Origin of the sequence: Campylobacter sp. JMF_06 NA1, assembly GCF_027737785.1 — a bacterium.
GTDB lineage: Bacteria > Campylobacterota > Campylobacteria > Campylobacterales > Campylobacteraceae > Campylobacter_B.
The window spans coordinates 103928-126495 of record NZ_JAOVUA010000001.1; the positions used below are offsets into that span (position 1 = coordinate 103928).

General features: G+C 40.5%; 23 protein-coding genes. 17 read left to right on the forward strand and 6 right to left on the reverse strand.

Annotation, left to right across the window (positions count from 1 at the left end; translation table 11 throughout):
* Positions 1 to 2: 2 nt before the first annotated feature.
* Positions 3 to 650: an outer membrane protein assembly factor BamD gene (locus tag OFO07_RS00555; RefSeq protein WP_270870560.1), complete on the reverse strand. Its 648-nt coding sequence runs from the start codon at positions 648 to 650 to the stop codon at positions 3 to 5.
* A 189-nt stretch (positions 651 to 839) separates the two neighbouring features.
* Here OFO07_RS00555 and OFO07_RS00560 point away from each other — a divergent pair, with 189 nt between their 5' ends.
* From OFO07_RS00560 to OFO07_RS00585, 6 genes are all read left to right on the forward strand, one after another.
* Entirely contained in the window at positions 840 to 1511 is a 672-nt protein-coding gene (locus tag OFO07_RS00560) for a type II secretion system protein (protein ID WP_270870561.1), read from the forward strand.
* A gap of 79 nt (positions 1512 to 1590) precedes the next feature.
* The gene (locus OFO07_RS00565) at positions 1591 to 2598 is read left to right on the forward strand and encodes a prepilin-type N-terminal cleavage/methylation domain-containing protein (protein ID WP_270870562.1); all 1008 of its coding nucleotides are present in this window, start codon (positions 1591 to 1593) and stop codon (positions 2596 to 2598) included.
* Positions 2598 to 3074 carry a type II secretion system protein gene (locus OFO07_RS00570; RefSeq protein WP_270870563.1) on the forward strand — a complete coding sequence of 159 codons (477 nt, stop codon included), beginning with the start codon at positions 2598 to 2600 and terminating at the stop codon, positions 3072 to 3074. The genes OFO07_RS00565 and OFO07_RS00570 overlap by 1 nt, the downstream gene beginning before the upstream one ends.
* Before the next feature lie 17 nt (positions 3075 to 3091).
* On the forward strand, positions 3092 to 3634 hold the full coding sequence (gene hpf, locus OFO07_RS00575; protein WP_270870564.1) for a ribosome hibernation-promoting factor, HPF/YfiA family: 543 nt from the start codon (positions 3092 to 3094) through the stop codon (positions 3632 to 3634).
* Positions 3635 to 3870: 236 nt separating this feature from the next.
* Positions 3871 to 4695 carry a YihY family inner membrane protein gene (locus OFO07_RS00580; protein WP_270861963.1) on the forward strand — a complete coding sequence of 275 codons (825 nt, stop codon included), beginning with the start codon at positions 3871 to 3873 and terminating at the stop codon, positions 4693 to 4695.
* Between the two features lie 75 nt (positions 4696 to 4770).
* Positions 4771 to 6852 (forward strand): RNA degradosome polyphosphate kinase, encoded by a 2082-nt coding sequence (locus tag OFO07_RS00585; RefSeq protein ID WP_270868097.1) that lies wholly within the window; start codon positions 4771 to 4773, stop codon positions 6850 to 6852.
* Positions 6853 to 6911: 59 nt separating this feature from the next.
* On the opposite strand, the gene OFO07_RS00590 is transcribed toward OFO07_RS00585, so the two are convergent.
* Positions 6912 to 8015, reverse strand: a complete 1104-nt coding sequence (locus OFO07_RS00590; RefSeq protein WP_270870565.1) for an FtsW/RodA/SpoVE family cell cycle protein — start codon at positions 8013 to 8015, stop codon at positions 6912 to 6914.
* Positions 8016 to 8064: 49 nt separating this feature from the next.
* On the opposite strand from OFO07_RS00590, the gene OFO07_RS00595 reads away from it, so the two are divergent.
* From OFO07_RS00595 to OFO07_RS00620, 6 genes are read left to right on the forward strand one after another with little or no spacing between them, the layout of a single operon-like run.
* Positions 8065 to 9087, forward strand: coding sequence for an RluA family pseudouridine synthase (locus OFO07_RS00595; RefSeq protein ID WP_270870566.1), 1023 nt, complete (start codon positions 8065 to 8067; stop codon positions 9085 to 9087).
* On the forward strand, positions 9017 to 9682 hold the full coding sequence (locus tag OFO07_RS00600; protein ID WP_270859344.1) for a hypothetical protein: 666 nt from the start codon (positions 9017 to 9019) through the stop codon (positions 9680 to 9682). The genes OFO07_RS00595 and OFO07_RS00600 overlap by 71 nt, the downstream gene beginning before the upstream one ends.
* A 1-nt stretch (position 9683) precedes the next feature.
* The gene (gene trmB, locus OFO07_RS00605; protein WP_270870567.1) at positions 9684 to 10868 is read left to right on the forward strand and encodes a tRNA (guanosine(46)-N7)-methyltransferase TrmB; all 1185 of its coding nucleotides are present in this window, start codon (positions 9684 to 9686) and stop codon (positions 10866 to 10868) included.
* Entirely contained in the window at positions 10856 to 11542 is a 687-nt protein-coding gene (locus OFO07_RS00610; RefSeq protein WP_270859346.1) for a cell division ATP-binding protein FtsE, read from the forward strand. Before trmB ends, OFO07_RS00610 begins: the two co-directional genes overlap by 13 nt.
* Positions 11523 to 12347 (forward strand): cell division protein FtsX, encoded by an 825-nt coding sequence (locus OFO07_RS00615; protein ID WP_270864616.1) that lies wholly within the window; start codon positions 11523 to 11525, stop codon positions 12345 to 12347. Before OFO07_RS00610 ends, OFO07_RS00615 begins: the two co-directional genes overlap by 20 nt.
* Positions 12344 to 13729, forward strand: a complete 1386-nt coding sequence (locus OFO07_RS00620) for a murein hydrolase activator EnvC family protein (protein WP_270870568.1) — start codon at positions 12344 to 12346, stop codon at positions 13727 to 13729. The genes OFO07_RS00615 and OFO07_RS00620 overlap by 4 nt, the downstream gene beginning before the upstream one ends.
* Before the next feature lie 84 nt (positions 13730 to 13813).
* Here the strand turns inward: OFO07_RS00620 and OFO07_RS00625 are convergent, their stop codons facing one another.
* The 3 genes from OFO07_RS00625 to mraY all read right to left on the reverse strand — a co-directional run bounded on the left by OFO07_RS00625 (position 13814) and on the right by mraY (position 17372).
* Positions 13814 to 14644 carry a hypothetical protein gene (locus OFO07_RS00625; protein ID WP_270870569.1) on the reverse strand — a complete coding sequence of 277 codons (831 nt, stop codon included), beginning with the start codon at positions 14642 to 14644 and terminating at the stop codon, positions 13814 to 13816.
* A 436-nt stretch (positions 14645 to 15080) separates the two neighbouring features.
* Positions 15081 to 16301: a UDP-N-acetylmuramoyl-L-alanine--D-glutamate ligase gene (murD, locus tag OFO07_RS00630; protein WP_270870570.1), complete on the reverse strand. Its 1221-nt coding sequence runs from the start codon at positions 16299 to 16301 to the stop codon at positions 15081 to 15083.
* Between the two features lie 9 nt (positions 16302 to 16310).
* The gene (gene mraY / locus OFO07_RS00635) at positions 16311 to 17372 is read right to left on the reverse strand and encodes a phospho-N-acetylmuramoyl-pentapeptide-transferase (protein WP_270868090.1); all 1062 of its coding nucleotides are present in this window, start codon (positions 17370 to 17372) and stop codon (positions 16311 to 16313) included.
* 149 nt (positions 17373 to 17521) lie between these two features.
* Between mraY and gpmI the strand changes: the two genes are divergently transcribed.
* From gpmI to OFO07_RS00655, 4 genes are all read left to right on the forward strand, one after another.
* Positions 17522 to 18988, forward strand: coding sequence for a 2,3-bisphosphoglycerate-independent phosphoglycerate mutase (gene gpmI, locus OFO07_RS00640; RefSeq protein WP_270870571.1), 1467 nt, complete (start codon positions 17522 to 17524; stop codon positions 18986 to 18988).
* 18 nt (positions 18989 to 19006) lie between these two features.
* Positions 19007 to 19165, forward strand: coding sequence for a hypothetical protein (locus OFO07_RS00645; protein ID WP_270870572.1), 159 nt, complete (start codon positions 19007 to 19009; stop codon positions 19163 to 19165).
* 80 nt (positions 19166 to 19245) lie between these two features.
* On the forward strand, positions 19246 to 19989 hold the full coding sequence (fabG, locus tag OFO07_RS00650; protein WP_270870573.1) for a 3-oxoacyl-ACP reductase FabG: 744 nt from the start codon (positions 19246 to 19248) through the stop codon (positions 19987 to 19989).
* A gap of 127 nt (positions 19990 to 20116) precedes the next feature.
* On the forward strand, positions 20117 to 20731 hold the full coding sequence (locus tag OFO07_RS00655; protein ID WP_270870574.1) for a hypothetical protein: 615 nt from the start codon (positions 20117 to 20119) through the stop codon (positions 20729 to 20731).
* A gap of 470 nt (positions 20732 to 21201) precedes the next feature.
* Here OFO07_RS00655 and OFO07_RS00660 read toward each other — a convergent pair whose 3' ends face one another.
* Positions 21202 to 22194: a helix-turn-helix transcriptional regulator gene (locus OFO07_RS00660; protein ID WP_270870575.1), complete on the reverse strand. Its 993-nt coding sequence runs from the start codon at positions 22192 to 22194 to the stop codon at positions 21202 to 21204.
* 117 nt (positions 22195 to 22311) lie between these two features.
* Between OFO07_RS00660 and acpP the strand changes: the two genes are divergently transcribed.
* Positions 22312 to 22545 carry an acyl carrier protein gene (gene acpP, locus OFO07_RS00665; protein ID WP_270859356.1) on the forward strand — a complete coding sequence of 78 codons (234 nt, stop codon included), beginning with the start codon at positions 22312 to 22314 and terminating at the stop codon, positions 22543 to 22545.
* The last annotated feature ends 23 nt before the right edge of the window (positions 22546 to 22568 follow it).

Sequence of the window (22568 nt, forward strand, 5' to 3'; positions counted from 1 at the left end):
TCCTACTCAAATATCGCGCGATACCATGGGGATTGCGGTTTGATAATCTCGGTGCTGTTCATCGGCGAATTTTCGATTCTACTTTCATAAATTTTGGCTGATTCGTCCTTGCCAGTGCGCTCGTAAAGGTCTTTTATGTCTTTATTGAGCTGGTGTTCGGCTAAGCGAAGTTTGGTCATCATAGTCTCTAATAGCGGTCTGTATTCGCTTTGTGGATATTCGATGATAAATTTACGAATTTCATCTATGCTATTTAGCATTAATCGCTGATTGCGACCTGGACGTGAAAATGAGTCGAAATTTGCTCTGATTTTTAGGTATCTTGCATACTCGATTTTTTTCGCGGTGCCGTATCTGCGTATGTATTCGTCTAGATATTTGTTTGCTTTTTCGTAATTTTCGTCATCGACGAAAGCTTGTGCCATAATCAGCGTCATTTCTTCCAAAAGCGGTGAAGCGATGTGCTCGCTAGCAAAGCTCGTGTAGTGCGTCTCAGCATCATCGTATGAAAGCGAGTTTAAATCGTCTAGGATTTGCGCATACCATGCTTCTTGGCTGAGGTTAAAAAGTGTGCCATCGCCTTTCGAGCTACAACCGCTGATAAATGCGACAAATAAGGCACAAAGTAGAAATTTGATTAAATTTTGCATATTTTTTCCTTGTGAAATTTTAACCCGCAATTCTATAATATTTAGGTAAATATACACCAAAATTTCACTCAAATTTTAAAAATTTCATTTTGTATGCGTAAAAATAGCAAATTTAAGGTTTTGCGTTGTATAATTATGCGTCTAGCAGTGGATATTGAGTATCCATGAGTAAAATTTAAGGAAGGCGAGATGAAAAAGGGTTTCACTCTGATCGAGTTGGTCTTTACCATCGTAATCTTGGCTATTACTACAATGGCCATACCGCGTATAGTCGCTCAGACGGTAAATTTAAATATGTTTGCCGTGCAACAGGAGCTTGTTTATAATGCTAAATCTATGATGAGCCGTATCCAGCCGGCGAAGTGGGATAGTGCATATAGTACTTCTGCTGGTTGTACTGGCGGTTGTTCAAATGCTAATGTTATTCATAGTGTGAATATAGCTGCTGGTGCGACAAAAGAAAGTAGAGTCGGGATTTTGGATTCGGAAGGCAAGGATAAAAAAGATAGTATTAGCGATGTGGGTCCGACACCGTATGGGAATTTTGGCATAGGGGTTGGTTCTATTCGATACGCAGGAAAAGATAAATCTATTAGCGCAAATCAACCTTATTGGGATTTAGATGATTATCAGGGTTTTAAACATAAGATAAAAAGTTCAGATTTGGTTACAGGCGATTTTGTTCTTAATACAGAAACTGTTGTTAGCGTAGATTATGTAGCTGATCCATTAGTAACGGGAAATTATAGAAATAGTGCTACTTTGGGAGCTAATTTCGGCATTACTCCTGCAAATGCAACTCCTACAAATGTTAAAATGGTAAATGTAGTCACGAGAAATGAAGATGGATCCAGGAGCTAGCGTTGCGCTTAGATATTATGGTTTTAATATAGGCTCTGGTTCTATGAAAATAGATAAGCAACAGTATTAGGAATATGACATGAAAAAGGGTTTTACTTTAATAGAATTAGTAATGGTCATAGTGATTTTGGGTATAATCTCTATGTTTGGTGCCGATTTGTATTCTCAAATATATAAATCATACTTGCATACCCGTGCGCTAAATCAGTTAGAATCAAGGACGCAAAACGCGATTACTTTAATATCAAATCGATTGGAGTATCGTATTTATGGAAGTGTAATTGGTAGAGAAGCAGGTAAGCCTATAACAGATTTTATCAATCTTGCTGGTATTAGTAAAGATCACGATATTATCGAGTGGATTGGTCAAAGTATAGAAACTAAGAATATAAATAATTCAAATCCTGGTTGGAGTGGTTTTGTGGATATGAGCTCTATCTCAAATCCTTTTAATGATGCGGATAATAAGGCAAATTCTATACTTTCTCAGGGTAGTAGTTTGAATAGTGTGAGTAATATAATTGATAAACTGACATGTGTTAATAAATCTAATTGCGCAACAGGTAGATATAATGATTTTGTTATTATATTTACTTATTTGGCTAATGACTATGATGGTGTGAATATCGATGGTGCATATGGATACAACGGCACAGGCAATAATAGCGATAGAGTTTATGTAGCTAGTGCAACAGTAGGCAACAATGATGATGAGAATTTGACTATCACAAATTATCCAACTCGTTTGGACAATGTTGGTGCTACTGTTCGAGAGTTCTCAGATCAATACTATTTGGCGCATTCAGCATATGCTATTTATCCTACTGGAACACAAGTGGTTAATTATGGAGGTAAAGCTGGTAAAAATTTTAATCTTACCTTGGCTTACAATTATAGACCATGGGCAGGTGAAAGATATAGTGACGCAACAACACAAAAAGTTTTGTTAGCAGAAGATGTGTTTATGTTTAGATTTAGAGATGATAATGGTGCTGTCGAAATGAAACTATGTATGAGAGATAATGGTAGAAATTTTGACCCTAATCAATTAGATATGATTATGTGTAAATCTCAGGTGGTGTACTAATGAAAAAGATGAGAAGAGCTTTTGGCTTGATAGCCGCAATATTTTTTATCGTTTTAGTTGCCACTACGGCTATTACTGCGCTTTCTATCGCTACGATGACAGCCCGCGATACAAATAATGCTCACAACCGCGAGCAGGCTGTGCTTTTAGCGCAAAGTGCGACAGAGTATGCTGTTTTGGCTATGCAACAACATGTGTATCCAACCACAACTACTGACAATGCGGAGTGTCTAAATCAAATTGATATTACTTATCCGAGTCGCAACGATTCTCTTTTTGATATAAATGTTACAATTAATTATTTAGATGCAAATATGCCTGCTAGGTGCAACAGGGCATCAACAACTGCATTTAGCAAGACGACTGGGAATGCTGTAACTAGCCACGCAGCCATTATTGATGTTGTCGTTACTTCGACACCGGCTCTTGATTCACCGAGAATTAGATACCATAGAAGAACAATACAAAAACCTTAATTTCAATGGAGGAAAGAATGAATTTAAGTATAGTAGGAAAACAGTTTGAACTAACAGACGCTATTAAGGATTATATCACACAAGCGTTTGATAGTCTAAAAAAATACAACCTTGACATTATATCAGGTCGTGCTGTCGTATCAGCAGATGAAAAACAAGGTCGCAAGGGCTTCGTCATGGATTTTTCGCTAAATTTAGCTCACCAAGACACAATCGTAGTGCGTGAAAAAGACAAAGACCTATATGCAGCGGTAGATAACGCAACAAATCGCCTTGCAAAAGTGCTTCGTCGCTACCACGACAAGGTAAATTCGCACAAAAATCGCGATGATATGAAACAAAGCGCAGTAGATGAAATCATCAAGGCTAGTGAGCCGAATTTAGATGATAATGTCGATGAAATCGTCCCAACAGAGCTAGATCTTTACAAGCCGCTAGAAATCGACGAGGCGCTAAATAAATTAAAAGAAAGCAGCGATCAATTCCTAGTTTTCAACGATATGGACGCTAAAATGCGCGTTTTATACAAGCGCAAAGACGGCAAATTTGGATTATTCTAGGATTTGATTTTCTAAATTTTGCCAAATTTCACGGACAGGTTCGCCTGTCCGTTTTTTTATGCCAAATTTTTGCAAAATTTGCCATTGCAAACCATTAAATAAACGCGGAAAACCATAAATTTAAAAATCAAAATTTATAAATTCCACAAATTTAAAGAATTCCAAATTTTGCCAAATTTAACCTTTCTAAATTTCATTTTTACCCAAATTTTTAAAATTTTAGCTAAAATTGCGAAATGAAAAATTTAAAGATATTTTTGGACGAATTTAAAATTTTTATCAAATCCTGGCGCAAGATTTACGACCCGCACCTCATGCACTACGCCTCGTCGCTTAGTTTTCACACGATTTTGGCATTGCTCCCTGTGCTTATGGTCTCACTTAGCGTGTTTATGCAGCTGCCTAGTTTCCACGATTATTACGCCAAAATCAAGGCATTTATCTTTTCAAACCTGCTTCCAGCCAACCAAGAAAGTCTGATTCCGTATTTGGAAGAGTTTATGGCAAACGGCCTAAGCCTTGGCGCACTGGGATTTTTGGCGGTGCTTGTAACTTCGATTTTGTTTTTTGATGATTTTGAGGAGATTATCGCGCAGATTTCGCACTCGCCAAAGCGCGGATTTTTCAAAGGCCTTAGCACATACTGGACGCTTATGACACTGGCTCCCGTGGGGCTTGGCGCGTCGTTTTTCATCAGCTCAGAACTTCAAAATTTACTCGATAAAACCGAATTTTCTAGGTGGATAAATTTGCTCTCAGTTTTGCCATTTGTTATCATTTGGGCTATTTTTGCTATCACTTACGCTACGGCGATAAACCGCGAAATTCGCCCCAAAGCCGTGCTTATATCCTCTCTCGTAGCCTCCACATTATGGTGGATTTCTAAGATTATTTTCGCGCAGTATGTGTTTTATAACAAAACCTATCTTAGCATTTACGGCTCGTTTTCGGTAGCGCTATTTTTCTTTTTGTGGATTTACATAAGCTGGATTTTTTATCTAAATGGCGTGAAATTTTGCGTTTATTTGGATAATTGCTTTAAAAATTTAAAGCGCAATTAAATTTCATAAAAAACACATTTTAATCTTTTTTGAGTTATAATCTTAAAATTTTTAATCCAAAAAAAAGGAAATAAAATGGAGCAACAAAGCAAATTTTTAAATAGAGAGTTGAGTTGGCTTCGCTTTAATTCGCGCGTTTTAACTCAGTGTCAAAAGCAAATTCCACCGATTGAAAAATTGAAATTTGTAGCGATTTATAGCACAAATTTAGATGAGTTTTATATGATTCGTGTGGCTGGGCTTAAACAGCTTTTCACAGCTGGTGTAACAGCTAGTGGCGATGATGAGATGACGCCATTGGAGCAGTTGCGCGAGATTCGCTCATATCTCAAACACGAGCAAAACGAGCTAGAAGCGCACTATATCGCTATCAAAGAGGAGCTTAGCAAAAACGGCCTTTTTATCAAAAACTACGACGAGCTAACCCCTGATTTAAAGCTAAGTGCTGATGAGTTTTTCTTCAACCAAATCATGCCGGTGATTATCCCGATCGCCGTAGATGCGACGCACCCGTTTCCGCACCTAAACAACCTTAGCTTTTCGATTGCAGTCAAACTCTGCGACGCAAATGCGCCAGAGGCGATTCATTTTGGTATGATTAGGATTCCTCGTGTGCTTCCTCGCTTCGTGCAGGTCGCAAAAAACACCTATGTAACGATTGATTCAATCGTAAATCGCCACGCCGAGGAGATTTTCCCGGGTTATAAGCTAATTAGCTCGGCTGCGTTTAGGGTTACAAGAAACGCCGATATCGTAATCGAAGAAGAGGAAGCAGATGATTTTATGATGATACTCGAAGCCGGTCTTAAACTGCGCCGTAAAGGGGCTTTTGTGCGACTTCAAATCGCTAAAAACGCAGACCCTGATTTGCTAAATTTCTTAAACGAACATCTTAAAATTTTCTACAAAGACATTTTCGAGTGCTCGATCCCGCTCACACTTGACGGGCTTTGGGAGATAGCTGGCAACAAGGATTTTTCCTATCTAGCTCACCCGCAATACCTTCCAAAAACACTGCCTCCCTTTAACGAAAACACCTCAGTAATGAGCGCAATGGAAAAAGATGATATTTTGATTTTTCACCCTTATGAGAGCTTCGATCCAGTCCAAAAACTCATAAAAGAAGCTAGCAAAGACCCCAAAGTCATCTCAATCCGTATGACGCTATACCGCGTGGAGAAAAACTCGCCAATCGTCCAAAGCCTAATCGAGGCTGCAAGCGATGGCAAACAAGTAACCGTAATGGTCGAGCTAAAAGCTAGGTTTGATGAGGAAAACAACCTGCACTGGGCAAAGGCGCTAGAAGACGCTGGCGCGCATGTGATTTATGGAATCGCAGGTTTTAAGGTCCATGCCAAAGTCACTCAAATCATCAAAAAAGAAGACGGCAAGCTCAAATTTTATATCCACCTAGGCACGGGCAATTACAACGGAAGCAGTGCGAAAATCTACACCGATGTGAGCTTTTTTACTTGCGGGGATACTTTCGATAAGGATACGACAAATTTTTTCCACATACTCTCAGGTTATAACAAAAACCGCAAACTAGGCAATCTCTCAATGTCGCCAATGCAGATAAAAGAGAGAATTTTAAAGATGATTAAGGTCGAAGAGAGCAAGGGAAGTGACGGCAGAATCATCGCTAAAATGAACGCCCTCGTCGATAGCGATATGATAAAGGCGCTTTACAAAGCGAGCCAAGCAGGGGTTAAGATCGATCTCATAATCCGTGGAATTTGCTGTTTGCGCCCGGGTGTAGCAGGACTTAGCGAAAATATCAAAGTCCGCTCAATCATCGGCAAATACCTAGAACACGCTAGAATTTTTTATTTCAAACACGCAGAGCCGTGCCTATATATCGCAAGCGCGGATTGGATGCCACGAAATTTAGAGCGCAGATTGGAGCTTATGACGCCGATTTATAGCGAGGCTTTGCAAAATAAATTAAAAGAAATTTTAAAATTACAGCTTAGCGATACCGAGCTTGCTTACGAGCTTGGAAGCGACGGCGAATATAGCGCAATTAGCGTGGCAAATGAAGCAGAGCGCATTAATAACCACGAGTATTTGGAAATTTTCTTTAACAAAATTTACAAATCTGCGCGCAAACACGATGACGGCGCGATTTTAGCGACGAAACTTCTAAAAGAGAGTTAAATTTATCTGGGCTAAATTTACACGCTAAATTTAGCCCAAATTTAGCCAAATTTTCAAATTTACAGCCTAATACTTATCGTTTTGTAATTGTCTTTGTTTCTAAAAGTTAGCAAATTTTGCAAAATTCCAAACAAAATCATAAATGTGATAAAACTACTTCCCCCGTAGCTAAAAAACGGCAGCGGCACGCCCACGACAGGGGCAAATCCGATGACCATGGAGATATTAACCCCAGCGTAGATAAAAATCAGCGTCGCCAGAGCCGAGGTAAAAACCCGTATGAGATAATCGCTACCAAAGTCGTAATTTAGGCTAAGCAGGTGCATGATTAAAAGCGCGTAAAAGCCGATGAGCGCGAGTGCACCGACAAATCCGAAGCGCTCGACCATATAGGCAAAGATAAAATCGCTCGTGGCAATTGGCAAAAATTTAAAGTGAGTTTGGGTGGCTTCTTCTAAATTTTTGCCGTAAATTCCGCCATTTCCGATAGCGATGACGGCTTGTTTGACCTGATAGTTGTGCTCTTCGCTCAAAAAATCCGTAATGCGCTTTTTTTGGTAATCGTGCAGGTTGTTATAAAGCACGGGCGAGCTGACGCTAAACGCTAGCACCAGCGCAATCCAAATTTTTTTATTCACGCCGATGATAAAAAGCGTCGCAAACCCCATTAAAAAAAGAATTAGCGCGGTTCCAAGGTCTGGTTCTTTGGCGATTAGCGCAAATGGCAAAAGTATATAAAAGCTAAATTTAGCGAAATCCTTCACGCCATAACCCTCGGGCGGTGGCGGATTTTTGTGGATTAGATACATTAGCATTAGCATGCACGCTGGCTTCATAATCTCGCTTGGTTGGAGGGTAAAATGCACAAACGGCAACTCCAACCAACGCTTCGCGCCAAGCTTGCTAATGCCGAAAAATTCCACGCTTAAAAGCAGGGCGATATTTACCCAGTAAAACAGCGGAATCAAATACAAAAATTTGCGAATCGGAAACAAAAAAAAGACCATAAAAACAACAAAACCAACCCCAAAATAAACAAGCTGTTTGTTGCCAAGTGCGGTGTTTGCCTCGCTGATTAAAAGGTATGAAAAAATAATAATTGGCAAAATCAGCAAAGGTTGAATATAATCAAAATATGATAAAATCTTTTTGTCAAATTTCAAAGTAAGTCCTAATAAATTTTGGGCGATAATAACAAAAAAAGGTATAAATTTGGATAATTTTACAGCAGATTGCGTGGCGAGAATAGATGTTTTTTTAAGCGAAAATTTGGGCATTTCGCGCAATCAAATTTCGAATTTAATCAAATCAGGCAGTGTTTTTATAAACCAAAAAATCATAACCAAATCATCGCAAAAGCTAAATTTAGGCGATGAGGTGAGTGTCGCTTACCCTGCGCCTACTCATAGCGATGAGGCGAAATTTAGCTTTGAGGGTGAGATTGAAATTTTATACGAAGATGATGATTTGCTAGTGCTAAATAAGCCAGCTGGCGTGGTCGTTCATCCAGCCCCAAGTGTCAAAGAAGCCACGATTGTAGAGTGGCTTAGGCAAAAAGGCTTTATGCTCTCTACGATAAATGGTCAAATCCGCGCAGGTATTGTTCATCGCCTAGATAAGGGCACTAGCGGAGCTTTGGTCGTGGCTAAAAACAACGCCACGCACCAAGCCCTAAGCGCGCAATTAAGCGACAAAAGCATGGGGCGAATTTATCTTGCCTTAACAGATTTGCCCCTAAAAGAGCCATGCGTGATAGATCGCCCGATTGATCGCAACCCAAATAACCGCCTAAAAAAGGCGATAATTCCGGGCGGTCGCGAGGCAAAAAGCGCGTTTTATACGATTTTTAGCGATGATTGGGGGCAGGCGAAATTTAGCCAGAGCAGTAGCGACAAATTTGGCAAAATCAACCTAATCGCAGCCAAGCTTTTTACTGGGCGCACGCACCAAATCCGCGTGCATTTGGGCTCGATTAATCGCCATATTATCGGCGATTATTTATACGGATTTAAGAGCGAAAAAGATAAAATAGCAAGAATTTTACTTCACGCTTATGTGCTGTATTTCACGCACCCACGAAGTGGCGAGCGTATGCAGATTACGGCGCCTTTGCCGGTGGAGTTTGAGAATTTGATACAAAATCACGATAAAAAGGATGAAATTTATGAAAAAATTTTACCAAGTAGCATTTTGCGCGAGTTTAGCGATACTAGCGGCTGGTTGCTCCTCTCATAGTGTGCCGGGCGGAAATGACGCAAGCTTGCCACGCGTCGAGGGTATTAAAAGTATCTCTGGCACGAACGAAATCGGCTTAGAGTGGCCAAATTACGGCTCATATCCTAATCTTTTAGGATTTGTGGTTTATCGCGCTGATATGGGCGGTGGCGAAGCGAAAAAAATCGCAACCCTAGCCGATCCATACACTACGCATTTTGCCGATACTCGCTTGGAGCCAAACACATCGTATAAATACACTGTGCGCGCTTATGGTATAAATGGCGTGGGCGAAAGCTCGCCTGCTGCGATCGTAAGCACGACAAAGACGATTGATTCTGTGCCGTTTGCGCAGGCTTACGCACTGCCAGATCGCGTGAAAATCATCTGGCGTCCGCACCCTGATTTGCGCGTGGCAAGCTACACTATCGAGCGCAGGGTAAAAGGCGCTGATTCGTGGAGTGGCGTCAAAGATATCGCAGGCAGACTTAGCGCAGAGTATATTGATTATGTAAATTACACCGCAGGATACGAATACCGCATAATCGCAAAATCGCAAACAGGCATGCTCTCGCTTCCAAGCGCGCCAATCCAAGTAAGTCAAATGGCGGAATAAATTGCCAAATTTTATTGCAAAAAGCGTAGAACTACCGCGCCTTCCATTTAGCAAGGAGGGCGTGGAGCTTTTGGAGTCTGCTAGCGATGAGAGTTGCACTCTTGTGCGCACAAGGTGCTTTGATAACGAATTTTTCGTCACTATTAAATACGCCAAAGACAAAGTCGTAGTCAAAGGCGAAAAAACCACCAAACCAGCCAAAATTGGTATTTTGCAACGCGCACTTGAAATTTACGAGAGAGAATTCGCAAGCGGTGTGATTTTTAGCGCATTTGCCTTTAAAAGCAAATCCCTAACCCAAAAAACACCGCTCGTGCTAGATGAAGATGAAATGCTAAATTTACTCAAAACCACGAAATTTAGCCAAATTTTCGTCGAAATCGGCTTTGGTTCGGGCAGACATTTGCTCTATCAGGCTCGCACAAATCCGCAAACGCTGGTGATTGGAATCGAAATTTACAAGCCTAGTATCGAGCAGGTCGCAAAACTAGCGATTAAAGAGGGTTTGGAAAATGTCGCTTTGATAAACACTGACGCGCGAATTTTGCTCTCATTAATGCCAGCAAATTTGCTCTCTCGCATATTTTTGCACTTTCCTGTTCCTTGGGACGATGCCCCGCACCGCAGAGTCATTAGCGATGAGTTTGTTCATCAATGCGTGCGAACTCTCAAAAAAGGGGCGAAATTTGAGCTTCGCACAGATAGCGATATGTATTTTGAATATGCGCTGGATAAATTTGGCGTAGCGCAAAATGCAGGGCGTGGCGCGATAGAGCACTTTAAAAACAGAGATTTAAGCGTTAGCTCGAAATACGAGGATCGCTGGCGCAAAATGGATAAAAATATCTTTGATTTGATTTTTACTAATAGCGATGAAAACGGCGAAGAACCAGCGATTTTTGATATGAATTTCTCAAATTTTAACCCGCAAAAAATAGAGGCAAATTTCAAAAATTTGACTATCAAAGGCGAGGGATATTTCGTGCATTTTGAGAGAATTTATAAATTTGATGATAGTGATGAGGTTTTGATTTTGACCTCGTTTGGGGCGTTTGACTTCCCGCAACAATGCTTTATTCGCATCGGGGCAAAGACGGAGTATTTTTTAAAAACTCCGCTAGCTACAAGCGAAAATTACAAAGCACACAAAAAAATAATGGAGATTTTTGAGTTATGGCAGGCATAGGAGCTGATAATAACATAATCACCGCCGAGGGGCTTACACTGGGATATGATAGCGGTGAGGTCATAAAAAATGCTAGCTTTGGCATAGGCGCAAGGGATTTTGTCGTAATCACTGGCAAAAGCGGAAGCGGCAAAAGCACGCTTTTGAAGTCGTTTTACGGCGATATGGATATCAAAAGTGGCGAACTTAATGTTTGCCTGTGCGATTTAAACGGCATTAGTCGCAGTGATTTGCGCACACTGCGCCAAAGAATCGGCATAATTTTTCAAGATTACAGGCTGATTAATGAATGGACGATCGAGCGAAATATCATGCTGCCGCTGATGATTATGGGATATAATGAGCAAGTTTGTCAAGATCAGGCCAAAAAACTGCTCCGCCATATCGAGCTTGGACACAAAATGGGCAAATATCCACTAGAACTAAGCGGTGGCGAACAGCAACGCGTCGCCCTAGCGCGCGCTATGGCGCACAATCCGCGCTTGCTGCTATGCGACGAGCCTACTGGAAACTTGGACGATTATTCAAGCGATATTATTTGGAATTTATTGCGCTCAGCATGCGAGGCGTGGAACGCTTGCGTGGTCATCGTAACGCACAAAATGCCTAGCACTTTGCGTTTTGCGCATAGACATTTCGAGATAAAGGACTCCCATGTCACTGAGATCGATTAAAACGCATTTTGGGGTTATTTTTTCGCTTGTGGCGCTTTTGTTTTCGGTGCAGTTTGGAATTTTTGTAAATAATTTAGCCAAAAGTTACGAAAAATCTATCCAAAACGAATACAACATCGTCCTTGTCTCAAAAAAGGCGCTAAGCCTAGAAGAGGTGCAAGATAAGGTCAGCGATATCAGCCAAATCATCGAAATTCCAGCTGATAATATCACAGATAGATTAAAGGGTAAAATTTCAGAAGCGGCCTTTGGCGAGCTTAGCAAAAATTTGCCTAAATTTTACAGCATTAAGCTCGAAAATTTCCCAGACAGCGCGCGTTTAGAGGACATAGAAAGCGCGCTAAAAAGCATGGGTTCGCTTAGCAGGGTTGAAATTTTCAAAAAAACCCACGATGATATTTTTAAAATTTTGCTTTTGATTAAAAGTTTGGTTTATGGATTTGCGCTTTTAATCGTGGTTTTGGGACTTATGCTAATTCACCGCCAAATGCGAATTTGGGTCTATGAGCACAAAGAGCGAATCGAGATTATGGAGCTATTCGGTGCTAGTTTTATGATAAAAAGTGGCAGACTATACCGCATGGCACTAGCCGATAGCGTGCTAGCTACGCTAATTGTGGTGGCGTTTTATCTAGCGCTTCCAAACTGGCCGATTTTCATGCAAACCGTGAGCCAAATCACAAATTTAAGCGAGACGATTGTTTTGCCGTATGAACCGCTCATTTTGTTTGGTATCGCTGTGGGGTTGACATTTATCGCAGTTACATTTGTAATGCTAGAAGTAAGTGGTAAAAAATCACAATGAAGCGTTTGATGATACTGTGCGCGTTTGCGTTTTTCGCATACGGCGCACCGACTACGAAGGAAAAAATCGCCCAAAGCAATAAAGAGCTAAAAACCTCTAAACAAGAGGAGATGAGGCTGTCTAAAAAAATCGATGAAATCGCTGATTTAATCGTGCAAGAACAAAACGATTTTAAAAAGCGTGAAAACGAGATAAAAGAGCTTAGCCAAAATATCGAGGAGCTAAAAGAAAAATATGCAAACGAAGAGCAAGAGCTAGAAAATCTCAAAAAACAAAACGCAACCTTGCTTAGCGTGCAAAGCGAGCTAGAAAACAAAATCGTCCAAATCATCTCCCAAGAGCTTTCTTTTGATCTCATCAGCGACACAAATTCCAGCGTTACGCCCGATTCTATCGTGGCTAGCGAGGTTTTAGGCGGATTAGAGAGCGTGATGAATAGCGAGCTAAATAAGCTAATGAAGGATTATGAAAATAACAAAAATTTCATCGACGAACAAAACAAAAAAATCGCTCAAATTAACGAAAATATGGAAAGTTATAGCCAAAAAAAGATAAATTTGAGCGAAAAGCAAAACGCACAAAAAGAAAAAGTAGCTAGCCTGCAAAAAAACAAAGATAGCTATATCGCCCAGCTCGAAAAGCTAAACGCCGAGCAAGACGCGATTGCCAAGACCTTGGCTGAGCTTAAAATCATTGATGATAAAGAAGAGCGCGAAAAGGCTGAGCGCGAGGAGAGGGAGCGCATAGCCAAACTAGAAGCGCAAAAGAAAAAAGAAAAAGAAGCCAAACAAAAAGAGCTTGAAGCCAAGAAAAAAGAGTATGAAAAGCAAAAAGCCGCCGCCAAAAAAGCTGGCAAAGAAGCTCCGCCTGCGCCTAAATTTGAGCCAGAGCCTGAATCTGAGCCTAGCGAGCCAGCCGATGAGAGAGTTAGCAAAATCAACACCAAGGTCAAACAATACGGATCTAGCTACCAATCCTCTCGCGTGAAAAAATACACCGGCGCGAAAACCTCTGCACCGCTTGACGGGGCGTATGTGAAGCGTAAATTTGGCAATTACAGCGATCCTGTGTATAATATCAAGCTTTTTAACGAAAATATCGTGTTAGGCTCGAAAAGTGGCGACACTCAGGTAAAAGCTGTGCTAGCTGGCAAGGTCGTATTCGCCAAAGAAACAGCCGTGCTAGATAAGGTCGTCATCATCGAGCATGCGGGCGGAATCCACACGATTTATGCGCATTTAAATCAGATCCCAAATACTGTGCGCGTGGGCTCTTCGGTCAAAAAGGGCTACACAATCGGCAGAATTAGCTCGGATTTAACCTTTGAAGTAACGCAACAAAACTACCACATAAACCCACTGGATTTGATTTCGCTTAAATAGATTTTCTTGCAATGTCTAAATTTGGCATTGCAAGAATTTTATAAAAAATCGAAGCTGTAACAAAAAATTAATTTTTATTAAAATTTAATAAATAACAAAATTTTGTTTTTTGTTTTTTGCAATTCCACAACTATTTACTTTTATGTAGTTGTGATGAAAATTCTCGTAAGAATTATTTGATTTTGCTCCATTTTTTAGGCAGTCTTCTAAATAGTATTGCAAATCTAAATTTATTCTTTTTTTTAAATCATCTATTCCAACACTTTCATACTTTTCCATATTACGATTTGTTATCATATACCGAATATAGTTTGAATAATACGGGACATAAAATTTATATCTTTTTATTTCTATTGATGAATTTTCTTTATGAAAAGTAAAAGCGTCTGAGCCATAAATAGAAATTGCACCTTCCCCGTCTTCTATATGCGTATCATAATTGCCAACAGCTATTGCCAAATTAAGTGGAACATCACTTACAACCCAACGCCACTTTTCTGTTGAAAATGAAACAATATTTTCGCTAATGTTTTTTAAAGTATAATGCTTATTTAAAGCCTGTAAAATATTTAAATGCTCACTAATAATAAATTTTTTTGTTGCATCTGTATATTTGTATTCTTCTATTATTTGGGTTTTATTGGTATCATTTTCCACAATATATTTTAGTTTTTGCAAAATTTCTTGTGTTGTTGGATTTTCACCGATTAAATAAAATTGTGGTTTAGCACTTTTTTCCTTTGTTTTTTGTAAAAACGAATCTTTAAGAAAATTTTGCACTATTTCTTCATCGCTTAAATTATAGCAGTATATATCGGCTATATTTACTTTTAAATTTAATAAATACAATAAGCATAAATGTATTAACAAAATCACAAATAAAACACTTGATAAAATTTTAACTTTCTTTTTCATTTTTTATTTCCTTTAATAAAAATTTCCTTGTAAATTTAAATTCAGGTCATATCGTTTATCCACGATACGAAATTTTGTTTTTAAATTTATGATTTTGTAAATTTCATTGTCATTGCGAGATGATGAAGTCATCGAAGCAATCCAGAGAAATTCCGATAAATTTTAATCCACAAATGAATTTTGTTGAATTTTAAATTTTCTCTAAATTTTACTGGATTGCCACGCTCGTTGCACTCGCTCGCAATGACAGCAAATTTGCAAAATTTAAATTTTAAAGTCGTAGATTGCCACGAATTTTGCTACGCAAAATTCTCGCAATGACAAACCTGGCGTAAATTTTGCCTAATAATTTGTCATTGCGAGGAGCGAAGCGACGAAGCAATCTACGAGTAAGAAATTTAAAATTTCTAAATTTGCAAAAATTTCGGCGCAGTGTTTAAAGGGCTAAATTTGCCACATACTCTTTGAATAAATTTCCCCGTTGGGCGTAGCTTTTGAACTGATCTAGGCTAGCGCAGGCTGGGCTTAGAAGCGCGACTTCGCCCACACCAGAGAAATTTTCATCTATTTTGGCGACTGCGTTTTTCAAAAATTCGCACCTAATGCAAGGAATTTTAAATTTTTCGCATAAATTTACGAGTTTATCTGTATTTGAGCCAATCGCATAAATTTTTAAATCATACGGCGCAAAGCTCACAAATAGTGGCTCCAAATCCACGCCCTTATCATCGCCACCCAAGATTAGGTGGATTTTTTTGTCCTTGTAGCGTTTAAGGGCTTGCGCGCAAGCATCGATATTTGTGGCTTTTGTGTCATTTACCCACATGCGTTTTTTTACATCAAAAAATTCTTCTAGTTTGTTTGCCTCGATTACAAATTCGTTCAAAACCTCCACGCTAGCGCGATCTGTGAGGATTTTTTCGATACAAAGGGCTAAGATAGCGTCTAGCAAAAACGGCGTTTTAAATGAAATTTTTTCAATTTCGATTTCAAATTTGGCTGCCAAATCATTTTCGTCTTCGTAGCAAATCACCCTTGCGCGCGAGTTTTTCACAGCCTCGCTACTGGCATACGCAGCCGGTATTAGTGCGACTGAACCCTCGCTCATAGCGAGAAGTGGCGAGAGTTTGACGCGCTCGTATTCGGCGAAACTGCCATGCCAGCTAAGATGATCTGGGGTGATTGGCAAAAGCGCGTAAATTCCGGGGTGCGCGGTGCGTGTGTAGTGAATCGTAAATGAGCTAGTCTCTAATATCCAAATTTTCGCACTCTTGTCCAAAAGCGCGAGTGGCGTGCCTACATTTCCGCCCATAAGCGAGCCGTGGCGGGCTAGGAGGTGCTGTGTCATCTGCGTGGTTGTGGTTTTGCCATTTGTCCCGCTAATCCAAATTTTAAGCGGGGCAGTATCCTTAAAATAATCATATTCGCTGATTAAATTCCTAGCGGATTTTATTAGATTATGCTCTTTGGGAAATCCCGGGCTTGGGATTTCTAGTTCGCTTTTTGCGGGGTCAAAAAGGCAAGGGGCCAAAAGCGTATTGCCAAATTCGTCAAATTTCGCAACGCCCTCTTTGAAATTATCATCGTAAATGTCCCAACCACCGCTTTTTGCTAACGCTTTTGTAGTGGTGCCGTGTCCAAAGAGTGATTTTTTCATTTTTTTTCCTTATCTTAATTTTATCGAAGTTAGCGCGATCAAATTTGCCATTAGCGCGATTATCCAAAAGCGAATTATGATTTTGTTTTCGCTCCAACCTTTCAGCTCGAAATGGTGATGAATAGGCGCCATGAGGAAAATTCGCCTTTTAAACATTTTAAAGCTTCCGACCTGCAAAATCACGCTTAGTGTCTCCATTACAAAGACAAATCCGATTATAATTAGCAAAAATTCATTTTTTGTCACAATCGCGCAGTATCCCAAAAACGCCCCTACGCTAAGACTTCCGCTATCGCCCATGAAAACTTCGGCTGGGTAGCAATTAAACCACAAAAACCCAAAAAGCGCGCCGATAAGGGCTGCGATGATGATACTTAGCTCGCCAACACCTGCGATTTTTGGCAAAAACAGGTATTGCGCATAAATCGCGTGTCCGCACAAATAGGCAAAAATACCAAGGCTAGCTAGCGAAAACACCGAAGGAATCGTGGCTAGCCCGTCAAGGCCGTCGGTTAAATTTACAGCGTTTGAGCTCGCGCTGAAAACTATCATCCAAAACACAATGGCGAAAAATTCTAAATTTATTATGTGATTTTTCACGAAAGGCAAATACAGCTCACCACCAAGCGGACTGAAAATATACAGCGTAAATGAAATCCCCAAAGCTAGGGCGTTTTGGAGTAAAAGTTTGGTTTGCGGGCTAAGCCCTGCGTGGTTAGAGGCACCCAAAATTTTAGACAAATCGTCCTTAAATCCTATCGCGCAAAACCCAGCTAGTGTGATTAAACCGCAGATTGTGAAAATGCTAAATTTCACGCACAAAGCACTCGCCACAATCGCTGAAAAAACAAAGACAAGTCCGCCCATTGTGGGGGTTTTGGACTTTTTTTGGTGCGTTTGCGGGGCTAGGTCGTAGATAGGCTGGGAGGCGTTTTTGGCTCTGGCCCAAGATATGAATCGTGGCATTAGATACACGCTTAAAATAAAAGCTATGAAAAATGCGATTCCAGCGCGCGCTGTGGTGTATTGAAAGAAATTTATATTTGTGATTTGGTAGATATAATATAACAAAATTTGCCTTTTAAATTTGATTTTTTAAAACCGATTATTTTAATACTTTCTTTGTAAAATTTAGCTTTTAAATTTTAAATTTTGTGATATTTGCTAAAAAAAAGTATAATGCGAAATTTCAATGTCCGCATTGAATTTAGGAGAAAAATATGAAACAAAAAACAATCCTTGTCATAACTGACGGCATAGGTTGCAACCAAAGTAGCGAATTCAACGCCTTTGCCGCAGCCAAAAAGCCGACTTACGATATGTTATTTAAATCCGTGCCAAACACGCTACTTCGCACTTCTGGGCTTGCGGTGGGCTTGCCTGAGGGGCAAATGGGAAACTCTGAGGTCGGGCACATGACGATTGGAAGCGGCCGCGTGCTGTATCAAAATCTAGTCAAAATTGATAAAATGATCGAAAATGACACCCTAAAAACTGCGCCCGAAATCGTAAATTTGCTAAAAATTTGCCCTAGGGTGCATGTCATAGGGCTATACAGCGACGGTGGCGTGCATTCGCATTTGCGCCATTTCGACGCGCTTTGCCAGATAGCAAAAGACGCTGGCGTGCAGGTTTTTGCCCACGCTATCACCGATGGACGCGATGTAAGTCCCACAAGCGGGGCAGGGTTTTTGCAGGCTTTGGAAGCGAAATTTAGCGTAGGAAGCGTTTGTGGGCGGTTTTATGCTATGGATAGGGACAATCGCTGGGAAAGGGTGCAAAAGGCTTATGCTGCGCTAATGGGCGAGGGCGAGAAGCAAAAAATCTCCCCAAGCGAGTATGCTCGCAAAAGCTATGAGAATGGCATTACGGACGAATTTATCGAGCCAGCGATTTTTGGGGAATTTGACGGGATTAAAGAAAATGACGGAATTATTTTTGTAAATTTCCGAAATGATAGGGCGCGTGAGATTTGCCAAGCTTTGAGTATGGAGGATTTCGCGGGATTTGAGCGTAAATTTTGCGTGCGAAATTTAATCACCATGACAGAATACGACGCGAAATTTCCATTTCCAATCATCGTCAAAAAGGACATTTTGCAAAATACTCTTGCCGAGGTCATCGCAGACGCGGGACTTAGACAGCTCCACACCGCCGAGACCGAAAAATACGCCCATGTTACATTTTTTTTCAACGGCGGCAGCGAAGAGTGCGTGCAGAACGAAACTCGCATTTTAATCGATAGCCCAAAGGTCGCGACCTATGATTTGTGCCCTACTATGAGCGCACATGCTGTGTGCGAGGCTGTGATAAAGGGTATCGAGGGGGGCGAAGATTTTATCGTGGTAAATTTCGCTAATGGCGATATGGTTGGCCACACGGGCAACTTCGACGCTGCGGTTAAGGCGGTCGAGGCGGTAGATGAGTGTCTGGGTAAAATTTACGCTAAGGCAAAGGAATTTGATTACGCTTATGTGCAAATTTCAGATCACGGCAACTGCGAGCAAATGCGAGGGGCACAGGGCGAATTGCTTACTAATCACACCACTTTTGATGTGTTTTGCTTCGTAAGCGCGCAGGGCGTGAGTGAGTTAAAGAGGGATTTTGGGCTTAGCAATGTCGCACCAACTATCTTAAAGCTAATGGGGCTTGAAATTCCAGCGCAAATGGACGAGGCTTTGTTTTAAGATTGTAAAAGGGTAAAAATGCAAAATTTGATTGACAACTTCATATCTGGCTTGGAGGCGAAATTTTGGGATATTCATATACCTTATGAAAACTGGGGCAATTTTTTAGGCTATGATATGAGCAATATATTTGCCGTAATTGTGATTTTTGCATTTTTATACATAATCTGGCGCTGAAATTTTTCAAATAAAGAGCGAAAATGCTTTATTTACGATAACCCGCTATAATGCGCAAATTTTTCAAAAAAGGATAAAAAATGAAATTTAGTGGAAAAAATGTCTTAATCACAGGCGCAAGTAGAGGAATCGGCGCAGATATCGCCAGAGTGCTAGCTAGCATGGGGCTTAAAGTGTGGATTAACTACCGCTCAAAGCCTGAGCTAGCCGACGCGCTTTTAGAAGAAATTCGAGCTGGTGGCGGCGAGGGCGCTGTGGTGAAATTTGACGCGACAAACGAGGCTGAGTTTATCGAAGCGATAAATGCGATAATTCAGAGCGACGGCGAGCTAAGCTACCTCGTCAATAACGCAGGTATCACAAACGACAAACTAGCCCTTCGTATGAAGCTCGAAGACTTCACTGGCGTAATCAACGCAAATCTCACTTCGGCTTTCATCGGCTCACGCGAGGCGCTAAAAGTGATGAGCAAAAAACGCTTTGGCGCAGTCGTAAATATCGCCTCAATCGTCGGCGAAATGGGAAATGCAGGGCAGGTGAATTATAGCGCGAGCAAGGGCGGTATGATAGCGATGAGTAAGAGTTTCGCCAAAGAGGGCGCGAGTCGCGGAGTGCGCTTTAACTGCGTAACGCCGGGCTTTATAGCTACTGATATGACAGACGCCCTAAGCGATGAGGTCAGGGCGAGCTATGAGGCAAATATCCCGCTTAAACGCTTCGGAAATGCTAGCGATGTGGCGCACGGCGTGGCGTTTTTACTTAGCGATTATGCTAGCTATATCACCGGCGATGTGCTCAAAATCAACGGCGGACTTTATATGTAATTAAATTTTGCCGAATTTTCGGCAAAATTTTAAATTTTCTTCTTAAAATTCTACATTTTTATTTTTTGACACAATATGACAAAAAATCCATGTAAAATTGCTCCAAATCAAAAACAAGGAGCAAAAAATGGAAATTTCAATCACAAGAGCGTTGGCTGAGATTAAGTTGATTGATAAAAAGTTGCAAGGCGGGGATTATAAATTAGCCAAAGTCGCAATAAACGGCGTTTTGGTAAATGCTAGCAACCAAACTCCGCAAGATTTCTTAAAATACGCTAATGGCGTGCTGGATAGCAGGGCGGATTTGCGCAAGAAAAAACGCGCGCTCAAAGGCGCAGTTGCCAAGGCAAATGTGCAAAATACCATTAAAATCGGCAAAGAAGAGCTATCTATCATCGAGGCTATCGAATACAAGGGTATTGTAAGCGCATGGATCGATGAATTATCTATGATGATTGCTTACCTTGATGAGGCGGCGAAAATCAAGGAAAAAGAGGAAGCCAAAACCGAGGAAAAGGCGCAAAAAACGCTAGAATCTATCTATGGCACAGCCAAAAACACCTTGCCAAAAGATACGATCGAACAAACTCTAAAAAGCTTCCGCGATGCCTATAAAATCGAGATTATCTCGCCACTTACTTTGGAAAAAGCGATCGCGCAAAAAGACGAGCTAGTCACGCTTTTAAGCGAGATTGATTTGAGCCTGTCTGAAATCAACGCCAAAACGATGATTGAAATCTAACCTCGCGCAGGTTTGCGAAATAGGGCGAAATTTGAGATTTGATACCGCCCTAGCGAGCATATTGAAAACGAGCGAAAAAGGAGACCAAGAAAGCGCCACTTGGCAAAAACGGCGCGCTAACAAACTATAAAGATCTGCTAAATCTTTTAGAGACTGAGTATCTCATCTGGCTCATAACCAGAATCAGGCTTGTTGCCTGAGCCGCTTAAAGTGCAAAATTTATAGTTTAAAATGCAAAGATTAAATTTCAAATTTAGTTTTCGCAAAGTTGAAATTTTATGACGCGTGCTAGTTTTGCGCGCCTTAAAGTTATTTAAAATCCTAGGTAAGGTTTTATAAGTTTTTTTCCTTGATCTTGCTTGTTTGGACTAGGCTGATATGCTCGCTAGGGCGGTAGTTTGGGGCAGAAATGAAACAGAATTTCGCCTATTTGCGTAGGGAATTTAGCCTGAATTTGCCATCAAATTTGGCTAGGAATTTGGCTTTTGTGGCGGTAAATTTGGCGGTAAATTTCCGTGCGTGTTTGCGTAAAAATCCCTAGCTATGCCCTTTACGATACCTTCTAGTTTGCGCGGGGTTAGGACTTTTATGCGCGGAAGCCACTGCTTGATGATATTTAAAATTTCGGCGAAATTTGTCACGCTAAATTCGACATTTATGCTCCCGTCGTCGTTTTCGCAAATGATTTCTTGGGTGGGGTAGAATTTTTTGAGCCTAAAATACTTGGCGTGCTCTTGCGGGATTTGCAAAATTACTTTGATTAAATTCGCCCTGAAATTCGGCGAATAGCTCGCCCATGGCGAGTTTATGAAATGCAAAAAATCTAGGTAATTTTGGTCGCGCTTAAACTCGCGTCCGCTAAATTTGACCTCGCTCATCATCGCGATTCGAAAAATCACATGCGCGTGCTTGTGTGGGCGTTTTTGCAGTCCTGCGAGATAGAAATTTTGCTCCATAAACATTATTTTATACGGCTGGATTGTAAAGTGCGAAATTTTGCCCGCGTTTGTGTATTTAAACGAAATTTCTTTTTTATAAGCGATCGCGCGCTCTAAAATTTTAAACACTTCCCGCCTAGCAAAAATTTCCTCGTAAGGCTTGTGTTTAAAGATATATGGGCTCTCATCTAGGTTTTTTAAAATTTTATCTTGCATGGATTTGCTTAAATTTTTCGAAATTTCTAGGCTGGATTTGTGAGAGAGTTTTATGATTTCTTTAAGCATAAAAAATTCGCTCGAATTTAGCATATTTTCAAAAATCGCCTTTTGCGAGCTTTGGTAATTTCCGCCCCCTAAATGCACGAAAATATCGCCAAAAATTTCTTTAATGACCTCCAAATCTCGCCTTAGCGTGCGCTCGCTGACGCTGTATTTATCCGCTAAATTCGCCAGATTTAGCACACTGCCTTTTTGCAAATCATATATGATTTCGATCACGCGTTTGACCGAGCTATCTTTACTCAAAATTTAACTCCAAATTTTATAATGTCAGGGCGCGTATTATAGTAAAAATGTTTAAATTTCGATACTTTAAGCAAACTTATTATAATATAACGAGTTATTTTTTTAAAGGAGTTCCAAATGGCAGCATTTGAAGATGTAAGAGATGTAGTTGTGGAGCAACTTAGCGTTGCACCTGATCAAGTAAAACCAGAAGCAAAAATTATCGAAGATTTGGGCGCTGATTCATTAGATGTAGTTGAGCTAGTAATGGCTTTGGAAGAGAAATTTGGCATCGAAATTCCAGATAGCGAATCAGAGAAATTAGTAACAATCGGCGATGTCGTAAGCTATGTAGAAAGCTTAAATAAATAATTTAAATTTTAAATTTTAAGGAA